Origin of the sequence: Emticicia sp. 21SJ11W-3, from assembly GCF_024138715.1 — a bacterium.
GTDB classification, from domain to species: Bacteria; Bacteroidota; Bacteroidia; order Cytophagales; family Spirosomataceae; genus Emticicia; species Emticicia fluvialis.
This window is the reverse complement of sequence record NZ_CP092074.1, coordinates 1,112,687-1,129,492: the sequence shown is the minus strand read 5'-3', so window position 1 is coordinate 1,129,492 and position 16,806 is coordinate 1,112,687. Positions and strand designations below refer to the sequence as shown.

General features: G+C 41.7%; 15 protein-coding genes. 9 read left to right on the top strand and 6 right to left on the bottom strand.

What is annotated here, in order from left to right; all coding sequences use genetic code 11:
- Positions 1–23 precede the first annotated feature (23 nt).
- The 3 genes from glf to MB380_RS04710 all read right to left on the bottom strand — a co-directional run bounded on the left by glf (position 24) and on the right by MB380_RS04710 (position 5,134).
- On the bottom strand, positions 24–1,145 hold the full coding sequence (gene glf / locus MB380_RS04720) for a UDP-galactopyranose mutase (RefSeq protein ID WP_253533662.1): 1,122 nt from the start codon (positions 1,143–1,145) through the stop codon (positions 24–26).
- A 234-nt stretch (positions 1,146–1,379) separates the two neighbouring features.
- Positions 1,380–3,368 carry a plastocyanin/azurin family copper-binding protein gene (locus MB380_RS04715; RefSeq protein ID WP_253533661.1) on the bottom strand — a complete coding sequence of 663 codons (1,989 nt, stop codon included), beginning with the start codon at positions 3,366–3,368 and terminating at the stop codon, positions 1,380–1,382.
- A gap of 62 nt (positions 3,369–3,430) precedes the next feature.
- A complete protein-coding gene (locus tag MB380_RS04710) occupies positions 3,431–5,134 on the bottom strand; it encodes a PA14 domain-containing protein (protein ID WP_253533660.1) in 1,704 nt (567 codons plus the stop codon).
- A gap of 117 nt (positions 5,135–5,251) precedes the next feature.
- On the opposite strand from MB380_RS04710, the gene MB380_RS04705 reads away from it, so the two are divergent.
- The 9 genes from MB380_RS04705 (at position 5,252) to MB380_RS04665 (ending at position 13,609) form a co-directional block, all read left to right on the top strand.
- On the top strand, positions 5,252–6,169 hold the full coding sequence (locus MB380_RS04705; RefSeq protein WP_253533659.1) for a sugar phosphate nucleotidyltransferase: 918 nt from the start codon (positions 5,252–5,254) through the stop codon (positions 6,167–6,169).
- A gap of 15 nt (positions 6,170–6,184) precedes the next feature.
- On the top strand, positions 6,185–6,655 hold the full coding sequence (locus MB380_RS04700) for a GNAT family N-acetyltransferase (RefSeq protein WP_253533658.1): 471 nt from the start codon (positions 6,185–6,187) through the stop codon (positions 6,653–6,655).
- Between the two features lie 30 nt (positions 6,656–6,685).
- Positions 6,686–7,765 (top strand): dipeptidase, encoded by a 1,080-nt coding sequence (locus MB380_RS04695; RefSeq protein ID WP_253533657.1) that lies wholly within the window; start codon positions 6,686–6,688, stop codon positions 7,763–7,765.
- Between the two features lie 119 nt (positions 7,766–7,884).
- Positions 7,885–8,112 carry a putative signal transducing protein gene (locus MB380_RS04690; RefSeq protein WP_253533656.1) on the top strand — a complete coding sequence of 76 codons (228 nt, stop codon included), beginning with the start codon at positions 7,885–7,887 and terminating at the stop codon, positions 8,110–8,112.
- Complete coding sequence (locus MB380_RS04685) at positions 8,084–8,917, top strand: phosphatidate cytidylyltransferase (protein WP_253533655.1); 834 nt, start codon at positions 8,084–8,086, stop codon at positions 8,915–8,917. Before MB380_RS04690 ends, MB380_RS04685 begins: the two co-directional genes overlap by 29 nt.
- Positions 8,918–8,986: 69 nt before the next feature.
- Positions 8,987–9,703 carry a carboxypeptidase-like regulatory domain-containing protein gene (locus tag MB380_RS04680; protein WP_253533654.1) on the top strand — a complete coding sequence of 239 codons (717 nt, stop codon included), beginning with the start codon at positions 8,987–8,989 and terminating at the stop codon, positions 9,701–9,703.
- Positions 9,704–9,920: 217 nt separating this feature from the next.
- Positions 9,921–11,024: a glutamine-hydrolyzing carbamoyl-phosphate synthase small subunit gene (gene carA, locus MB380_RS04675; RefSeq protein WP_253533653.1), complete on the top strand. Its 1,104-nt coding sequence runs from the start codon at positions 9,921–9,923 to the stop codon at positions 11,022–11,024.
- A gap of 159 nt (positions 11,025–11,183) precedes the next feature.
- Positions 11,184–12,503, top strand: coding sequence for a threonine synthase (thrC, locus tag MB380_RS04670; RefSeq protein WP_253533652.1), 1,320 nt, complete (start codon positions 11,184–11,186; stop codon positions 12,501–12,503).
- A gap of 98 nt (positions 12,504–12,601) precedes the next feature.
- Complete coding sequence (locus MB380_RS04665) at positions 12,602–13,609, top strand: Gfo/Idh/MocA family oxidoreductase (protein WP_253533651.1); 1,008 nt, start codon at positions 12,602–12,604, stop codon at positions 13,607–13,609.
- Positions 13,610–13,675: 66 nt separating this feature from the next.
- Here MB380_RS04665 and MB380_RS04660 read toward each other — a convergent pair whose 3' ends face one another.
- From MB380_RS04660 to MB380_RS04650, 3 genes are all read right to left on the bottom strand, one after another.
- Positions 13,676–14,719 (bottom strand): hypothetical protein, encoded by a 1,044-nt coding sequence (locus MB380_RS04660; protein WP_253533650.1) that lies wholly within the window; start codon positions 14,717–14,719, stop codon positions 13,676–13,678.
- Between the two features lie 107 nt (positions 14,720–14,826).
- Complete coding sequence (locus MB380_RS04655; protein ID WP_253533649.1) at positions 14,827–15,810, bottom strand: hypothetical protein; 984 nt, start codon at positions 15,808–15,810, stop codon at positions 14,827–14,829.
- Between the two features lie 104 nt (positions 15,811–15,914).
- Complete coding sequence (locus MB380_RS04650) at positions 15,915–16,568, bottom strand: hypothetical protein (RefSeq protein WP_253533648.1); 654 nt, start codon at positions 16,566–16,568, stop codon at positions 15,915–15,917.
- Positions 16,569–16,806 lie beyond the last annotated feature (238 nt).

The following is a 16,806-nucleotide window of genomic DNA, read 5'->3' as shown; positions in this document are numbered from 1 at the left end:
GTTGATTTATCACCATTCTTTAATTAATCGTAACTATTATCATCTGATTGAAGAATTTCTTTTTTAGCCAATGAGAGCGCAGAACCAATTACTTGATGCATATCATAATACTGATAATCAGCTAATCTTCCTCCAAAAATATAATTCTTAAGCCTGTCTGATTTCCTTTTGTATTTTCTATGCAAAGCTTCATTAGCTTTGTTATTTATCGGATAGTACGGTTCTGAACCTTTAAACCAATTCATTGGAAATTCCTTAGTTATAACAGTATTAGGCCCTTTATTAAACTCAAAATGCTTATGCTCTATAATCCTGGTATATGGAACCTCTTTGCCGGTAAAATTCATTACTGCAACTCCTTGATAATTTTCAGTTGAGAGTATTTGCTCCTCAAATCGCAATGACCGATATTCAAGAGCACCATCTTCATACCCGAAAAGTTCATCTAAAGGCCCGGTAAAGACAATCTTCTTTGCAATGGATTCCCAATACCCCCTATCATCAAGAAAATTAACATTGAGTCTTACTTCAATTCCTCTAAGCAGAGAAGCCACTAGCAAATTATAACCGCCTTCTGGTATACCTTGAAATTTGTCATTAAAATAGTTATTATCAAAGGTAAATCTTACTGGTAATCTTTTAATTATAAATGCAGGAAGTTCTCTTGCTGGCCTACCCCACTGCTTTTCCGTGTATTCTTTTATTAAAATTTCGTAAATATCTTTACCAACCAAAGATATTGCTTGTTCTTCGAGATTATCCGGAACTATTATTCCGGAGCTATTTACTTGGTTTTGAATGATTGACTTTACTTCCTCAGGAGATTTAATTCCCCACATCTGGTAGAAAGTATTCATATTAAAAGGCAAATTGTAGAGATTGCCTTTGTAGTTGGCAAGAGGTGAATAAGTAAACCTATTAAAGCGAACAAACTTATTTACAAAATTCCAAATATCTTCATTATTAGTATGAAAAATATGGGGCCCAAATTTATGAACATTTATGCCTTCAACCGCTTCACAGTAAACGTTTCCACCGACATTTTTTCTTCTGTCTAATACTAAAACCTTTTTGTGAATTCTCGAAACTTCATAAGCAAAAGTTGCTCCAAAAAGCCCGGAACCAACAATTAAATAGTCGTACATTTTTTGATGTAATTTTGATTTAATAAAGATTCACGTTATTTGTGTGATGTAGTCTTTGAGGAGAAAATCCACAGACTAGCAATTTATAAATTTATTTGCATTGGATTAAATAAATGGAATTATTTATAAAAAACTATCAAAAAATGATTCTTGAATTAAAACCACTATGATTCACAAAAAGGGCGAAAATCAGTAAGTTGATATTCGCCCTTTTTGTACAGATATTTCATTAAATTACTTCACAACCTTTATGGTACCCTGCATAACAGTATAATGCCCCGGATAAGTACAAACGAAAGTGTAGTCACCTGGTGTGCTTGGGGCAGTAAAATAGATAGTCTCCTGTGCTTCCGGTTGCATCAGCCCTGTATGAAACAGCACCTCACTTAAATCTGGCACGTAGGCCTTGCTTTCGCCTTCCAGTCCCATTTTAAAGGCGGCTTCGCCTACTTTACCTACCGTACCAGGTTTTACAATTACCAGGTTATGGAGCATGTCATCATTATTATTGAAAACCAGGCGGATTCTGGCTCCGGCTTTTACCTGCACACGGGCTATATCAAACTTAAGCCCCGGCTTAGTACCAATGTTTATGGTCTGGTCTACTTTGCCACCCCAATCAGCCGGTATTTCTGTCAGCCTTTTGGCACTTGCTTTTAGCTCTGTTTTAGGTGCATTGCTCATGGTATGCCCAGTGTGCTCATCAGCAGTTTTTTTCTCGGCTACAACATATCTGGCAATATCCATTTTAGGAGCTTCATCATTAATGTTGTTAAGTGTGTAATAACCCACGTTATGCAATAAAGGTCTGTCTTCTGCACTTCTGATACCCTCCAGGCGTAACTCATGAATATAACCCAAACGCAACGAATCAATGGCCAGCCTTACGCTCATGCCATCTTCTGCCACCTGAATAGCCTTTATGCCTAATTTTTTGGCATTGATAATAGGGCTACCATAATTATGATGATACTTATAGGTAAAACTATTAATTTTATAAGAATCAATATCTCTGGCAAGGTCTTTACTAACCGGCTGAGTAAATTCTATAAGAAACCCATCCGGCATTGATTTCACCGTTTTCATTTCAAAAGGTGTTCTGCCTGTCCATTCCATACGTTGCAAACCAAACTCGTCTTTCCCGGTTGACGACCACCCACGGCTGGTCATACCCACAAACATGGAGTGGTCAAGCCCCCATTGCATACGCAGGATGCCCGACTGGAAGCCTTCGCGGAAAGGGAAACACACTCCCTGACTTTTACCCTTTACTTTTTCTAAAAACACGCGCATAATTTTGCTATGCCCCTGGTCGCCTACAAAAAGCTGACCAGCAAAAGGCCCGAATTTCCCACCTGATAAATCCTCGGCAATATCAGACGTTGAAATACCCATTAATGTATGCGGAAACCACACAGCCGGAGTTTTTAAGCTGGGCAGGCGTTTGGCCACATCATACATAGGCTCACCGGTATCAGGCACATCAGATGCCTTGATTTTTAATGGCGAATTAGCCTCTGATGTCCAGACAAGACCCTCCGGATTTCCTGCAAAATCACCCGATTCCAATTGTGTCATTCTTCCTGACCCAACCCAATCGCCCTGATTTTCAGTATAATAAATATCTCCGTTTTTCAAAACATTAAACCCAGCCGGAGAACGCAAACCTGTTGCCCAGGGGGTCATTTTTCCATCAGGCGTTAGGCGCAACATCCAGCCTCGCCATTTAGACAAACTGGCGCCATGACCAATCCAACCCAGATTAAGCGTTATCAGCATATCATTATTGGGCAATAGCACAGGGCCATAAGAATACTCGTGGTAATTGCCCGAAAGCGGAAATTTGTAAAATGAGGTATAATCATCTGCTACACCATCCGCATTATTATCTTTCAGAATAGTTACCTCTCCTCTCTGGGTTGCCCACAGGTTGCCATTAATGTAATTAAGACCCAGTGGCTCGTGCAGGCCGCTGGCAAATCTTTTGTAGGTAGGCGTGGTTCCGTTTTTCATATATGGGTTTGAGATAACCCATACTTCGCCACGGCGTGTACAAACACCCAATCGACCGTCAGGTAAAACAGCCAAACCGCCAACTTCCAGCTTTACACCTTCCGGAACCGGCAAAGTAACAATACGGTAAAAGTCTTCTTCCACCAACGGGCGGTTCTGGGCATAAACCCCCGTAATTGTGAATAACAATAAGATGAATATTTTTTTCATTTTCAGATTTATTTGAATGGGTTCTGGTTGTGAACCAACCTTAAATGTCTTCTTTTTTAGGCTTACCAAAGTGTTGTAAACGAAACACTACCAGCCAGCGGAATGATAATCTCTTGTCCGTCGCGTGTATTTTTTATGACCGGTTTCAGTTTAGCATCGAGCCTGATGTAGCTGTCATTGCCGTTTGTTGTCTCTAAAATATAAAATCCTTTATCGAGCTGGGTTATGCTTTTGGCTTCGCCAAGTCTTGCATAAAGGCTGTTACCACCGAAAGCACTGATGGTGGTTGTGATTCCTCCATCGGCCGATGGTTCAAATTTCTCGGTAATTTCAGCGCCCTTGTATTGGTATTTATAGGTAGGCAGGCCTTCTCCACCCAGTGCATAACCTTTAAAAATAAAGTCTTTGTAATCATCAAGCGTATCCGGAAAAGACTCATTGGCATTTGCAAGCATGGCAACACTCGTTTTGCCACTAAAGGTAGTTTTTACACCCTTTGGTTTCAGCAACTGAGGTTCACCGCGTTCATGAAACATCTCTGTTACATCAGCAAAATCACCTCTCCAGGCATAAAGCGGAGTACCCTGGTCTAAATCGAAAGTGTAATGGGTTCCGGCAGGTGTACCAACCGAAATAGCATGTGTGCGCTTTTTGCCATTAAACATAACAAACGAGCGGATAACTTCTACATCGCTCCTGGGAGTTATTTCTATTTCACCAACAGCTTGTGGCGATGGCAGTGAGGTTTCGGCATGAAGCGGATACGCTCTTACTTCGGGTCCGGCAGCAAAAAGTCCCAGTTCGGCTCTCCACCATACTTTGTTATAACGTATCTCAATGGGGTGTTTGCCTTTTTTCAAATCCAGATAAGCTGCTCTGGGTCTGCGATACGTTTCTCCGCTTTCGGTTGGTATTACTTCTTTACCATCTACTTTTACTGAGGCTTTGCCAGCATAATCAGCCACCAGTGAATAGCTTCCGTCTTTTTCCACATCCAGATTCCCTCTGAATATCAGAAGAAAACGGTTGTAACCAGCCCCAAAATCTTTGGTAAGGGCAGTGGTGGTACCTTTATCGTTTGGTGTAGTGCTTTTGGGCGCAAACTGTTGGTTCCAGTCGAACGTCTCATACATTTCGTAGCTTAAGTCGCTCAGCTTTAATGGTTTTTCTTTGTTATATTTTAGATACTGCACATTTTTAATGGCAATTGTACCTGCCTTGTTTTCAAATGCCAATGGCCCTTCGTTTATACCTTTGGCAGGTATAACATAGCCCTGATGTATCACTACGTTGTTCAAGGTTACTTTTTCAATAATAAGCGCTTCGCCAAAAGGAGCATCAGAAAAAGTAACTTCAAGGGTTTGCCATAAGCCAATGGCCTTACCGGCATTTTGATTAGCTAATTGAAGGGTGCCGTCTGGTCTGATAATAGCGCCGGTAGTACCTGAATTACTGAGTATAATACCGTGCTTGCCCTGAATATAAAATACGCCATCACTGTTTTTGCCCAGCATGAAATCAAATTTAACTTTGGCATCGGCCGTAATTAATTTAGAAGTCGTTCTGCCCGGCGTGGTTGAAAACAAAATCTGGTTACCCGCCTTAAAGCCGGGTTTCTTTTTATACGGATTATCAACGCTCCCGGCGGTTTTCCAGCTACCGGTTTCCCAGTTATCAATGGGTAACTGATTCAGTGGAAATTCCTGAGCATAGGATTGAAAACAAAGCAAAGACGCCCATAAAATGGATAAGAAGCGTAGGTACATAGTTGAATCTGTTAGAGTTTTCTACAAATCTAGCCGATTAATTGTATTTTATACAATTAAAATCGGAAAAACTTTTTAAGCACTAATGAAACAGTTTTGTACTTTTGTTGAGAAATAATGAAACCAAAGCTTTTTATGTTGAAACCAACTTTACTGATTTTGGCGGCGGGTATGGGTAGCCGCTACGGAGGTGTGAAACAATTAGATAAGTTTGGCCCTAACGGCGAAACTATTATAGATTATTCAATATATGACGCTATCAAAGCCGGGTTCGGCAAAATAGTGTTTATTATCAGAGAAGAACTTAAAGCAGATTTCGAGGAAATATTCGGCCCGAAGCTGGAAGGAAAAATCGATTACGATTTTGCCATTCAGAGCGTTCAAAGCTATGTGCCTGCCGAGCTGGGCACTGTTGAGCGCACCAAACCCTGGGGTACTGGCCATGCCGTATTATGCGCCTGGGAGCAAACCAACACGCCTTTCGCCGTTATCAATGCCGATGATTTTTACGGATACGAAGGATTCAAGATCATGGCTGATTTCCTCTCAACCAATAAAGAAGAAACCCGCCACGCTATGGTAGGTTACCAGATAAAGAATACATTGTCTGAAAACGGTTCAGTGTCACGCGGAGTTTGTGAACTGGATGCCGACGGATTTCTGGAAGTTGTTACCGAGCGAACGAAGATTTACCGTCAGGCAGATGGCCAGATTGTTTTTGAAGAAAAAGATGAACTGACCAAGCTGGATGATAACACCATAGTTTCTATGAACTTCTGGGGTTTTATGCCCGGTGTTTTTTCGGTTATCAACGAAATGTTCAAAGACTACGCTATAAAAAACCTACACTCGCCCAAAGCAGAGTTTTATATACCAACCGTAATGACCTACCTGATTCAGAACGGGCTGGGGAAATGTAAGGTTTTCTCTAATGAGTCTGAATGGTTTGGTGTTACTTATCCGGAAGATAAACCAACTGTTACCGAAGCATTGCAGAAACTGGCCGACCAGGGCAAATATCCTGTTGTAGATTAATAAACGTCTCATCTGATGACTATTTCGTATCGAAAAGCTACCCTTGCTGATGTAAAAGAGCTGGCAAGGTTAAGGGTTCAGTTTCTGAAAGAAGTGCAAAGCAATGAAACGCACCAGACCGATGAGGAAGGGCTAAGGCAGACGCTTGAAGATTATTTTCATTTACATCTCGGAAGCGGTGAAATTGTGGTCTGGCTGGCCGAAGCAGATGGGAAAATTGTTTGTACCAGTGGCCTGTGCTTTTTCAGAATCTTTCCGGGTTTTTCGTTGCCCGATGGCAGAGTTGCTTACATACTGAATGTTTATACATTGCCCCACTGGCGAAAAAAAGGACTAGGCAAAGAGATTTTCAGCCGTATTGTGGAAGAAGCCAAAAACCTTGGCTACAAACGTATTCAATTGCACGCGTCAGAAGAAGGAAGACCCATTTATGAAAAATACGGTTTCAAGGCAACTAGTGACGAAATGGAACTAAGGCTTGAATAATAAAACAATTTACCGCCTGTTAAACAGAATATGATAATAATTGATGCGCATCTGGACATTGCCATGAACGCCATAGAATGGAACCGTGATTACCGGCGGACAGTTGGGGAAATCAGGATGATGGAACAAACCATGACCGACAAGATTGACCGTGGAAAAGGGGTGGTTTCATTGCCTGAGCTGCGTAAGGGTAAAATAGCCATTATAGTAGCTACGCAATTGGCCAGATTCAGTGAAAACAACGGCAGTATGCCAGGTTCGGGCTGGAACTCGCCGCATCAGGCATGGGCCATGACACAAGCGCAACTGGCATGGTACCAGGCAATGGTTGAAGCCGGAGAAATGGTTCAGATTACGACAAGCGCACAATTGGATAATCATATTGCTTTATGGGAAAACCCTGCCATTGATGACTTCACAAAACCCGTCGGGTTTATTCTTAGCCTGGAGGGTGCCGATTCTTTAGTTAATTTATCCTACCTTGAAAAAGCCTACAGTTATGGCCTTAGAGCCATAGGCCCCGCACACTACGGCCCGGGCAGATATGCGCCAGGCACAGGTATGACAGGCGGCCTCACAAAAGCTGGCCGGGAACTGGTAAAAGAAATGGATAAACTGGGTATGGTGCTGGATGCCACCCACCTGACGGATGAAGGCTTTGACGAAGCGCTGGATTTGTTTCAGGGGCAGGTATGGGCAAGCCACCATAATTGCCGCACGTTGGTGCCACATCAACGCCAGTTGAACGATGAGCAGATTAAACGCCTAGTAGAAAGAGATGCTGTAATTGGCGGGTGCCTGGACGTATGGATGCTGAAACCGAACCTGATTCAGAGACAGATAAACCCGCGTGAAGTGGGCGCCAACCTTGAAGTACTGATTGACCACTTCGACCATATTTGCCAGATAACCGGTAACAGCCTTCACATTGCCATTGGCAGCGATTTGGACGGCACATTTGGCACTGAGCAATCGCCTTATGACCTCGATACCATTGCCGACCTGCAACATTACAAACATCTGCTGGCTAAAAGAGGCTACCAACAGAGTGATATTGAGAATGTATTTCATAAAAACTGGCTGAGATTAATGCGTAAAACGCTGGCCTGACATGATAAACTCAGTTATAATCTGGATAGCTAATGCAGATTAAAATGCTATGAAAACTGTTTAAAAATACTGTTTTATAGAAATTACCATTATATTTGGTAAAATATTAAAACGAAACTATGGCTAATTGGATAAAGGTTTTTGAGTCTCCGAATGTGTACAGAGCCGAAATGCTAAAGAATGAGTTGCTGAATAAAGAAATTGCCGCTGTAGTTTTAAATAAGAAAGACAGAAGCTACCTGCTGGGCTGGTGCGAAGTGCACGTGCAGGACTACCAGGAAGAAGCCGCGAAAGAGATTATTGATATATTCAACCAAAATGACGAGGAAACTAAACCAACTATCTAACCTAAACCAACGAATCATTGCTGCTGTTGTCGGGGTATCAATTATTTTAACCGGAGTACTCTACAATGAATGGACATTCTGGGTTCTGTTTCTGGTTATCAGTGTGCTTACACAAATTGAGTTTTATAAACTATTAAAGCTTGACTCTAACCTGCCGCTTACTTTTTACGGTACTTTCTGCGGCGTAATACTAAACGCTTTAACATTTCTTATTGAAAAAGATTTTCTCCCTTTCAAGTATTACTATCTGATAGTGCCATTATTAACGGTCACGTTTTTTATTAAGCTTTATAAAAAGAAGGATACAAAACCTTTTGCCAACCTTGGCTACACTTTTCTTGGTATTTTATATGTGGCCGTTCCGTTTGCATTGATAAATGAAATGGTTCTTACCGACAGCGGATACGAACCTACGCTGTTGCTGGGGTGCTTGTTTATACTATGGGGAAGCGACACCGGCGCTTATTTTGCCGGGCGTTTTCTGGGCAAACGTAAATTGTTTGAACGGGTCTCTCCTAAAAAGACCTGGGAGGGCTTCTTCGGAGGCGCAATATTAGCCCTATTGATAGCGTTTATTTTAACAAAGTATTTCGACTGCGTTTCTCCCTGGCAATGGTACGCAGTAGCTGTTATAATTTCAGTAACCGGCACCCTTGGCGATTTGGTAGAATCATTATTTAAACGTAGTATTGCTATCAAAGATTCTGGCAGTTTGATACCGGGTCATGGGGGATTTCTGGACAGATTTGACGGCCTGTTGCTTTCAATGCCTTTTATTTTAACATTTTTAAAGATTTTTGGTTAATCAATGCTGAGTGCACCGGTTATTAAAATTTACTGCACCTTTGAAGACCATACCCTTACGGAATATACGATGAAAAGAAATCTTACATATTTACTTACATTTATTTGCTTGACAATCAGCTATTTATCTCTTGCTCAAGGCGAAATAAAATATGTTACTTTTTCAGGGGTTGTGATAGACGGGCAAACAAAAGAAGCTTTGCCAGGCGCTTATATTACCATCCCACAGGCTGGCAGAGGTACGCTATCAAATGGTAAGGGTTACTTTGCCTTATCGGTATTTCCGGGCGACACCGTGGTATTCAGTTATCTGGGTTTCAAGAAACAGTACCATGTGATTCCACGCAAGACAGACGTTGACTATTCGGTATTTGTTGAGTTGCAGGTAGACTCGAAATTGTTAAAAGAAGTTAAAGTTTATCCTTTCAACACTGAAGAAGAATTTAAACAGGCGCTGGTTGATATGAAGTTGCCTGATGAGCGCGAAAGACAAATACTGCGCGAAACTTACAGTGCCGAAAATATAGCCAAAATGGCGGCCGTACATGGTATGACAGCCACCGACAATTATAAATATGCCAACAACCAGTTCTTACGGCAGATAGAAAACCGGGGGTCCGTAACTACAAATCCTCTTCTGAACCCATTTTCATGGGCTAATTTCGTAAAATCAATCAAAAGCGGTGCTTGGAAAGATAAATCCTGGAAAGCAGGAGCAGATGCGGCCCCACGTGACAACGTAACCCGCGATCAGTATTTCAGAGATAATCTGAAAAAGAAAGATTAAATGACCTTAATCTTTCTTAAATACGCTTTTAATATAATTATACTTAAGTATTATTGCACTTAAGAAAGAAAAGACACCTACTGTAACAGGTTTATTCTTTGCGTATGTGTTTTTTTTATACCTTTGTTCTCCGATACTGAACTTGAAACGAATGCCTGATGGCACCCATTCAAGCAGATTTTTGTAAATTAATCGGAAAACATTCATTCTTCTTTCAATGACTCATACACCTTCTGACGCCATTCTACTTCTAGAAGATGGCACTGTTTTCAAAGGTAAAGCTCTTGGTAAAATTGGTACTTCGGCTGGCGAAATCTGTTTTAATACCGGTATGACCGGCTATCAGGAAATTTATACAGACCCTTCGTATTTCGGACAAATCATTGTAAACACCACCTCTCATATCGGCAACTACGGCGTAGTGCTTGACGATGAAGAGGAATCAAAGAGTGTAACAATCAGTGGTATGGTGTGTAATGCCTACGCAAACCACTATTACTCGCGTACCACTGCCAATTTTTCGCTACAGGAATACTTCGAACGCGCAGGTATTGTTGGTATTTGTGATGTTGACACCCGTCAGATTGTTAGGCACATCCGCAATGCAGGTGTGATGAACTGTATCATTTCTTCTGAAATTCTTGATCCTCAGGAACTGATGATTGAGTTGAAGAAATGCCCGTCAATGGAAGGCCTCGAGCTTTCGTCTGTTGTAAGTACACCAGAGCCCTACACCATGGGCGAAGAAGATGCCAAATATAAAGTTGCCGTGCTAGACTTTGGCGTAAAGAAGAGTATCCTAAAAAACTTTACATCAAGAGACTGCTATTGTAAGGTTTTCAACGCTAAATCGAGTTTCGAAGAAATTCAGGCCTTTAATCCTGACGGCTTCTTTCTCTCAAACGGCCCCGGCGACCCAGCCGCAATGCCTTATGCAGTAGAAACCATCAAAGACGTAGTTGACACCGGCAAACCTGTTTTTGGTATCTGCCTGGGGCATCAGTTATTAGCCTTGGCCAGCGGTATTGAAACTTACAAGATGAAGAATGGACATCGCGGCCTGAACCATCCGGTTAAAAACCTGTTAACAGGCTATTGTGAAGTTACGTCTCAGAACCATGGTTTTGCGGTAAAACCAGACCAGGTTACCAATAACGAAAATATAGAACTGACCCACGTGAACCTGAACGACCAGACCATTGAAGGTATCCGTCGCAAAGATAAGCCTGCTTTCTCGGTACAATACCACCCAGAAGCCTCACCGGGTCCGCATGATTCAAGATATCTTTTCGATAATTTTGTGCAAATGCTTCAGAAATAACTGGCATAGGCAGTATAATTTTCGATACCCTAATTCAATAGGACGGTTTTGTAAATCGTCCTATATTTGTAAAAGGGGAGCTATGAACCAACAAAATGGCGTATTGCACACGCGCTGCGCCTACCCGAAACCTGTTTAAATTTATTTTTAGAAATTCTTATGCAGTTATACAGTACCAAAAACGAGAGCCCTGATGTAAACTTGGAAGAAGCCATTTTCAGAGGACTGCCACCTGATAATGGTTTGTATATGCCTACTGATATCCCTAAACTTCCTCAGGCTTTCTGGGACACCATTGAAAACAAGAGCCTTCAGGAAATTGCATTTGCTATTGCTCATGCCCTGATCGGTGAGGATGTGCCTGCTTATGATTTAAAAGAATTAATAAACAAAGCCATTGATTTTCCGGCACCATTGGTTGAGGTGGAAGATAACACCTATTGCCTTGAGTTGTTTCATGGGCCGTCTATGGCTTTTAAAGACTTTGGGGCGCGTTTCATGGCTGCTTTGATGTCTTATTTCTTACAGAAATCAGAAAAACAGATACATATTCTGGTAGCCACATCAGGCGACACCGGCGGTGCCGTGGCACAAGGGTTTTATCGGACCCCTAATATTGATGTTACCATTTTATATCCAAGTGGCAAAGTCAGCGACATTCAGGAAAAACAGCTGACCGCCCTTGGTGAAAATGTAAAAGCGCTTGAAGTGAACGGTACTTTTGATGACTGCCAGAAACTGGTAAAACAGGCATTTCTTGATGCTGAACTGACAGCCCGGTTTTCTCTGGCATCTGCCAATTCTATAAACATTGCCAGATTAATACCGCAGGCGTTTTATTACGTTAATGCCTATGCTCAGTTAAAAAAGAAAGGCCAAAACAAAGAAATTGTTATTTCAGTGCCAAGCGGCAATTTTGGTAATTTAAGTGCAGGTATTATTGCCTGGCGAATGGGTTTACCAGTAAAACAGTTTATTGCTGCCACTAATGTAAATAATGTAGTGCCTCAGTACCTCAACACGGGTGTTTATCAACCCATAAGCCCGTCATTGTCTACTATCTCAAATGCCATGGACGTTGGTAACCCGAGTAATTTTCCGAGGATGCTGGCATTGTTTAATAACGACCTTGAGCAAATGAAAAATATGCTGACAGGCTATTTCTACTCAGATACAGAAACCAAAGATGCTATGCGCCTGGTGTACGAGCGCAACAATTATGTGATATGCCCACATACCGCTGTAGCTTATTTGGGTTTGAAAGCGTATACCAGCCATCTTTCTGAGTCAGTTTCAGGCATTTTCCTGTCTACAGCGCATTATGCCAAGTTTCTGGATGTGGTTGAAGAGGTAATTGGTTCTCAGCCAATTCCTGATAGGCTCTCGGCTTTACTGGGTAAAGAGAAACAGGCAGACAAAATAAGCACAGATTACGAAGCGTTTAAACAAAAGCTGATAGAAGCATTTTCTTTGAGCTGACCCGAAAAGATATCTGTAAAAATGCCTTGCTGTAATACAAAAGCAAGGCATTTTTTATAATTTAGCCCATCAATTAAACCCTTTCTTATTAAATAAATATGATTAATGTTGCACTGGTGGGTTTCGGACTTTCGGGAAGATACCTGCAAGCCCCTTTCTTTGAAGCGAACCCGAATTTCAGACTAAAAACAGTTGTTACCAATAGTCAAAATCCACAGGCCATCTTCCCGTTGGTACAGGTTGCCGGAAGTATTGATGAAGTGCTGGCTGATGATGAAATAGAGCTGGTTAGTATTTGCTCGCCCAGCTCAACGCATTATGAGCTGGCCATGAAAAGCCTGCAGGCCAACAAACACATTCTGGTGGAGAAACCTTTTACTTCTACCACAGCCGAGGCTGAGGAGATTATTGAACTGGCCAGAAAACAAAACAAAATTGTATGTGTGTTTCAGAACCGCCGTTTTGATGGAGACTTCAGAACCGTGCGAAAGGTGGTCGAAAGCGGCGTTTTAGGAGAATTGATTAGCTATGAAGCACATTATGACCGCTACAAGCCTGTGCTGAACCCCAAAAGATGGAAAGAAGTGGTAAGCCCAGCCAATGGCATTTTATATGACCTCGGCGCACATATTATTGACCAGACCATTACGCTTTTCGGCAAACCGCAAAGTGTTTGGGGCGAAACTTATGTGCAAAGAGAAGGTTCTGAAATTGATGACGCATTTGATATAAGGCTAGACTACGGCAAGCTGAAAGTCACCTTAAAATCGAGCCTGCTGGTGCGGGAAGAAGGCCCGAGATATGTGCTGCATGGCACCAAAGGTTCTTTTATAAAATATGGTCTTGACGTGCAGGAAGATAACCTAAAGGCCGGATTACTACCGGGCATGGAGGGTTTCGGTGTAGAATCGAAGCAGAATAGCGGTTTACTGAATGCAGAAATAAACGGGGTGTCGTTCAGAGGACAGGTAGATACCGAGGCCGGTAACTGGGGGCTTTTATTCCAGAACCTTTACGAAGCCATTGCAGAAGGCAAAGAGTTACTCATTAAGCCTGAACAAATACTTGAGCAGATAAAGATTATTGAGGCCGTTAAGCAATCGTGAATTATGAATGGCGAATTATTGAATAAACATTTATTCGCTAATTCGCCATTCACTATTCGTCATTCATCAAGGCAACCCTAACAAAAAGCCAATAGTAAAGTTTGCATCCCAGTCGAAAACGAATTGCTCGCAGCCGGTGGCATCTTTAATAGCTTTGTAGATATTCACCCCAGATTTATCTTTAGCGTCAGTCAGTATTTTATAGTAAGCCGGTTCTTTCAGCACGGTATAGCGTTCTTTGCCTTCTCTTACTTTTTTTGCCATCGAGAAAGGCACCCCTCCAATAATGAAACAGGTTTTGCGTTTCATGCTGGGCACCGACGATGCCTTCACTTTTACTTCGTCATATACCTTACCATCATCAACACCATTCTGAAAATACTTGGCTCCATAGGTTTCAAGGGCTGACACACTACCATTGGTAGACCATGAAATCTTGGTATTCCCAGAGCCGATGTCGGTTACAAAAGCCTCTTCTTCGTAATCTTCAGGTAATACACATTTCAAAGCAAGAGCGCCTTCCTGTTCAGGTGTTACCGTGTTTACAAAATAATTAAGTGTTTTCAGGTTTTTAATGATTTTCTGCGTTACATCCGCTTTTACAGCACCTGAGCTTACTACAAAGTGAATATCACGGCCGCTTACGCCGAAATCGAGCATACTGCCTATGTATTTTTTCAATCCAGCTCTGATGTCATCGTCTGAGGCCATATTTTCAGTTACCAGACTGTTACCGAATTCAGCTTTCTCCAGTTTCCAGTTTTTGCTTTTATCTATTCTTACAATAAAAGAATTAAAACCACTGGCACCCAGCTCAACTACGCCCTTTAGTTTACCGTTAACCGGTTCGCGAGCCACATAACTGAACGAAGAAGAGCCACCTTCTGTTGCTTCAGTGTTACTACCTGAAGTACCTGGTGTGCTACCTGCAGCCGGTCCCTCTTCCGGCGCTTTGGTATTGGTTTCATCAACCTGGGTTTCATTGTTTTTATCAAGCAAAGATTTGCCCCAGCTTGTGTTATCTAAAACATATTTGCCTCCAAAAAACAAACCTCCAAGAATAAAGAGGGTAATCATAAACCGGGCAAATGGTGTGAGTGTTGTTTTCATTTTGTTGCTAATTAAAATCTACCGGATTTTTTGTAATTGAATAAAGTAAAAATTAAGACTCAGAAAGTATGAGCCACCTTGGGTGGCTCATACCCTTATGAAAGCTTCTATTCAAAGAGTTTATCATACTGGTTGCCGGAATGCTTGGTTGTTGGCACGTCTTTACCGGCAATCAGGGCCTTTTTGTCGCTTCCAAGCAACAAAGAAACGCCTTCCTGCTCCCATTTTTCAAGCATTTTCAGACCTTCTTCTTCAAATACTCCATTTTGAAGGTCAATAGAATCCATAAAGTTAGAAGACATCTCCATAAAGCGTTCCATCTCCCCTACCTTCTGGCTTACGTCGTCAGCAATAGACTCCATGGCCATATCAAACATCTGGCGCTGGTCTTTGTTTCCGTTCAGTATATTCATGGCAGAACGCATGGCTGAATGACTGGTACGGATAGCCTTACGCTCCTGTTCTTTTACAGCCACCTGATCTTTGATGTCTTCAAGCATTATCTCCGAATTTTCGTACATCTTGGTAAGAACTCTGTAAAGAATCTCCATTTTCTTGTACAAATCTTCCAGCTTAATGTTCGACTCCTGCAAACGGCCTGCCTTGCGGGCTTTCAGCACCATCATGGCCTGTTTGTCGGTTTCTTTGGCCTTGCTTGCCAGATTTAAATCGTTCTGAATCTGCTTTCTGTTATTTTCAATGATAGTCTTCAGGTTATACATCTGGCCTTTCAGGGTAGCAATCTGCTGGTTCATTTTACCCAGATTACTCCGCAATTCGTCAATATAAGTTTTCAGAACACCGATAGGATCCAGTTGTATAAACATGCCGGTTATCCAGCGCATAATACTCTTATAGATGTAGAAAATCAGATTTCTCATCTTGGGGTCAAGTATCATATAAATAAGTGCCGCCAGTACAATCAGCAGGCCGGCCAGATAAAGCGTATTTGAAGCCAGAGTAATCAGATAAGGCAGGGCTTTATAGAGCAGATAGCCTCCACCTAATAATAAACCTGCAGCGAAAAGAGTACCTGTTTTGCCTTCGGGGCGTTCCCAAAACGATTTGGGTCTGGTTTCTTGCATTTCCATATTCTGTTGGGGTTATCCTCCGCCTCCCGGAGGTTTTCAATTTTTTTAGTGATAGTTTATAGTACCGCAGAAAGCAAGGGGCTGTTTCCTGCTGAGCCGGGGTTTTATTGTTTCAAATATTTAGTCATATTGTCAACATCCTTGCTGATTTGTGCCGTTAACTCACTGTAAGTGGCATGAAAATCACTCAATGTTGTTTCAATTTTAACCACCGCGTCTGAAATCTCCGCTTTCATTTTTTCCATATCTGCCTGGTGTTCCTGTATCTCCAGTGTCAGTTTGGCAATCTGCTCACCTTTAGCTTTTATGGTTGCGTCCATATCAGCAATGGCTTTTTCTTTATTACCAATCTGTTTCTGACGCTGCGCATTAACCGACTCAAGAAATTTTGAATCTTCTGTCTGAAGCACTTTGAGATAAAAACCGGCTGATTCAGATAATTTCTGAGGCGTAATACCCATTGCCTGTGCTGCTGCGAAGGCAGATAGATAACGTGTCTTTTCATCCATTGGCATCTGAGCCAAAGTCTTTAAAGATTTTTTAAACTCCAGATAATCAAAACCCTCCTGGTTATTGGCTTCCATGGCGCCCAATAAAATGTCATAAAACTTGTCAGAGGCCTTTCCCTGAGGAATCTGCACAGAGACATTCGCCGGGGGTTCTGCCTGTTTTTCCGGGGCAGTGGTATCGCTGGCGGCTTCTCCTGCCGGAGTTTCTACTACAAATATACCCTTTAATTTTTTAAGAAAATCGCTCATTTGTGATGCTAATGCTTTATTTTTTGATTAAACTGAGTAATTTATCTCTGTTGATTTCAATCTACTGATTAAATTCGATTCAAATTTTGGGGTATTGCCTGAATTGTACAAATAATATCACATGACATAAGGGAAACCCGGTGTCGAATGGTTAAATTTAATGATGATTTTTGAAAACTTTCTAAACTTACCCGATTTTGTGTAAATATTCGATTGTATTAAAACAAGCCGGATTTTT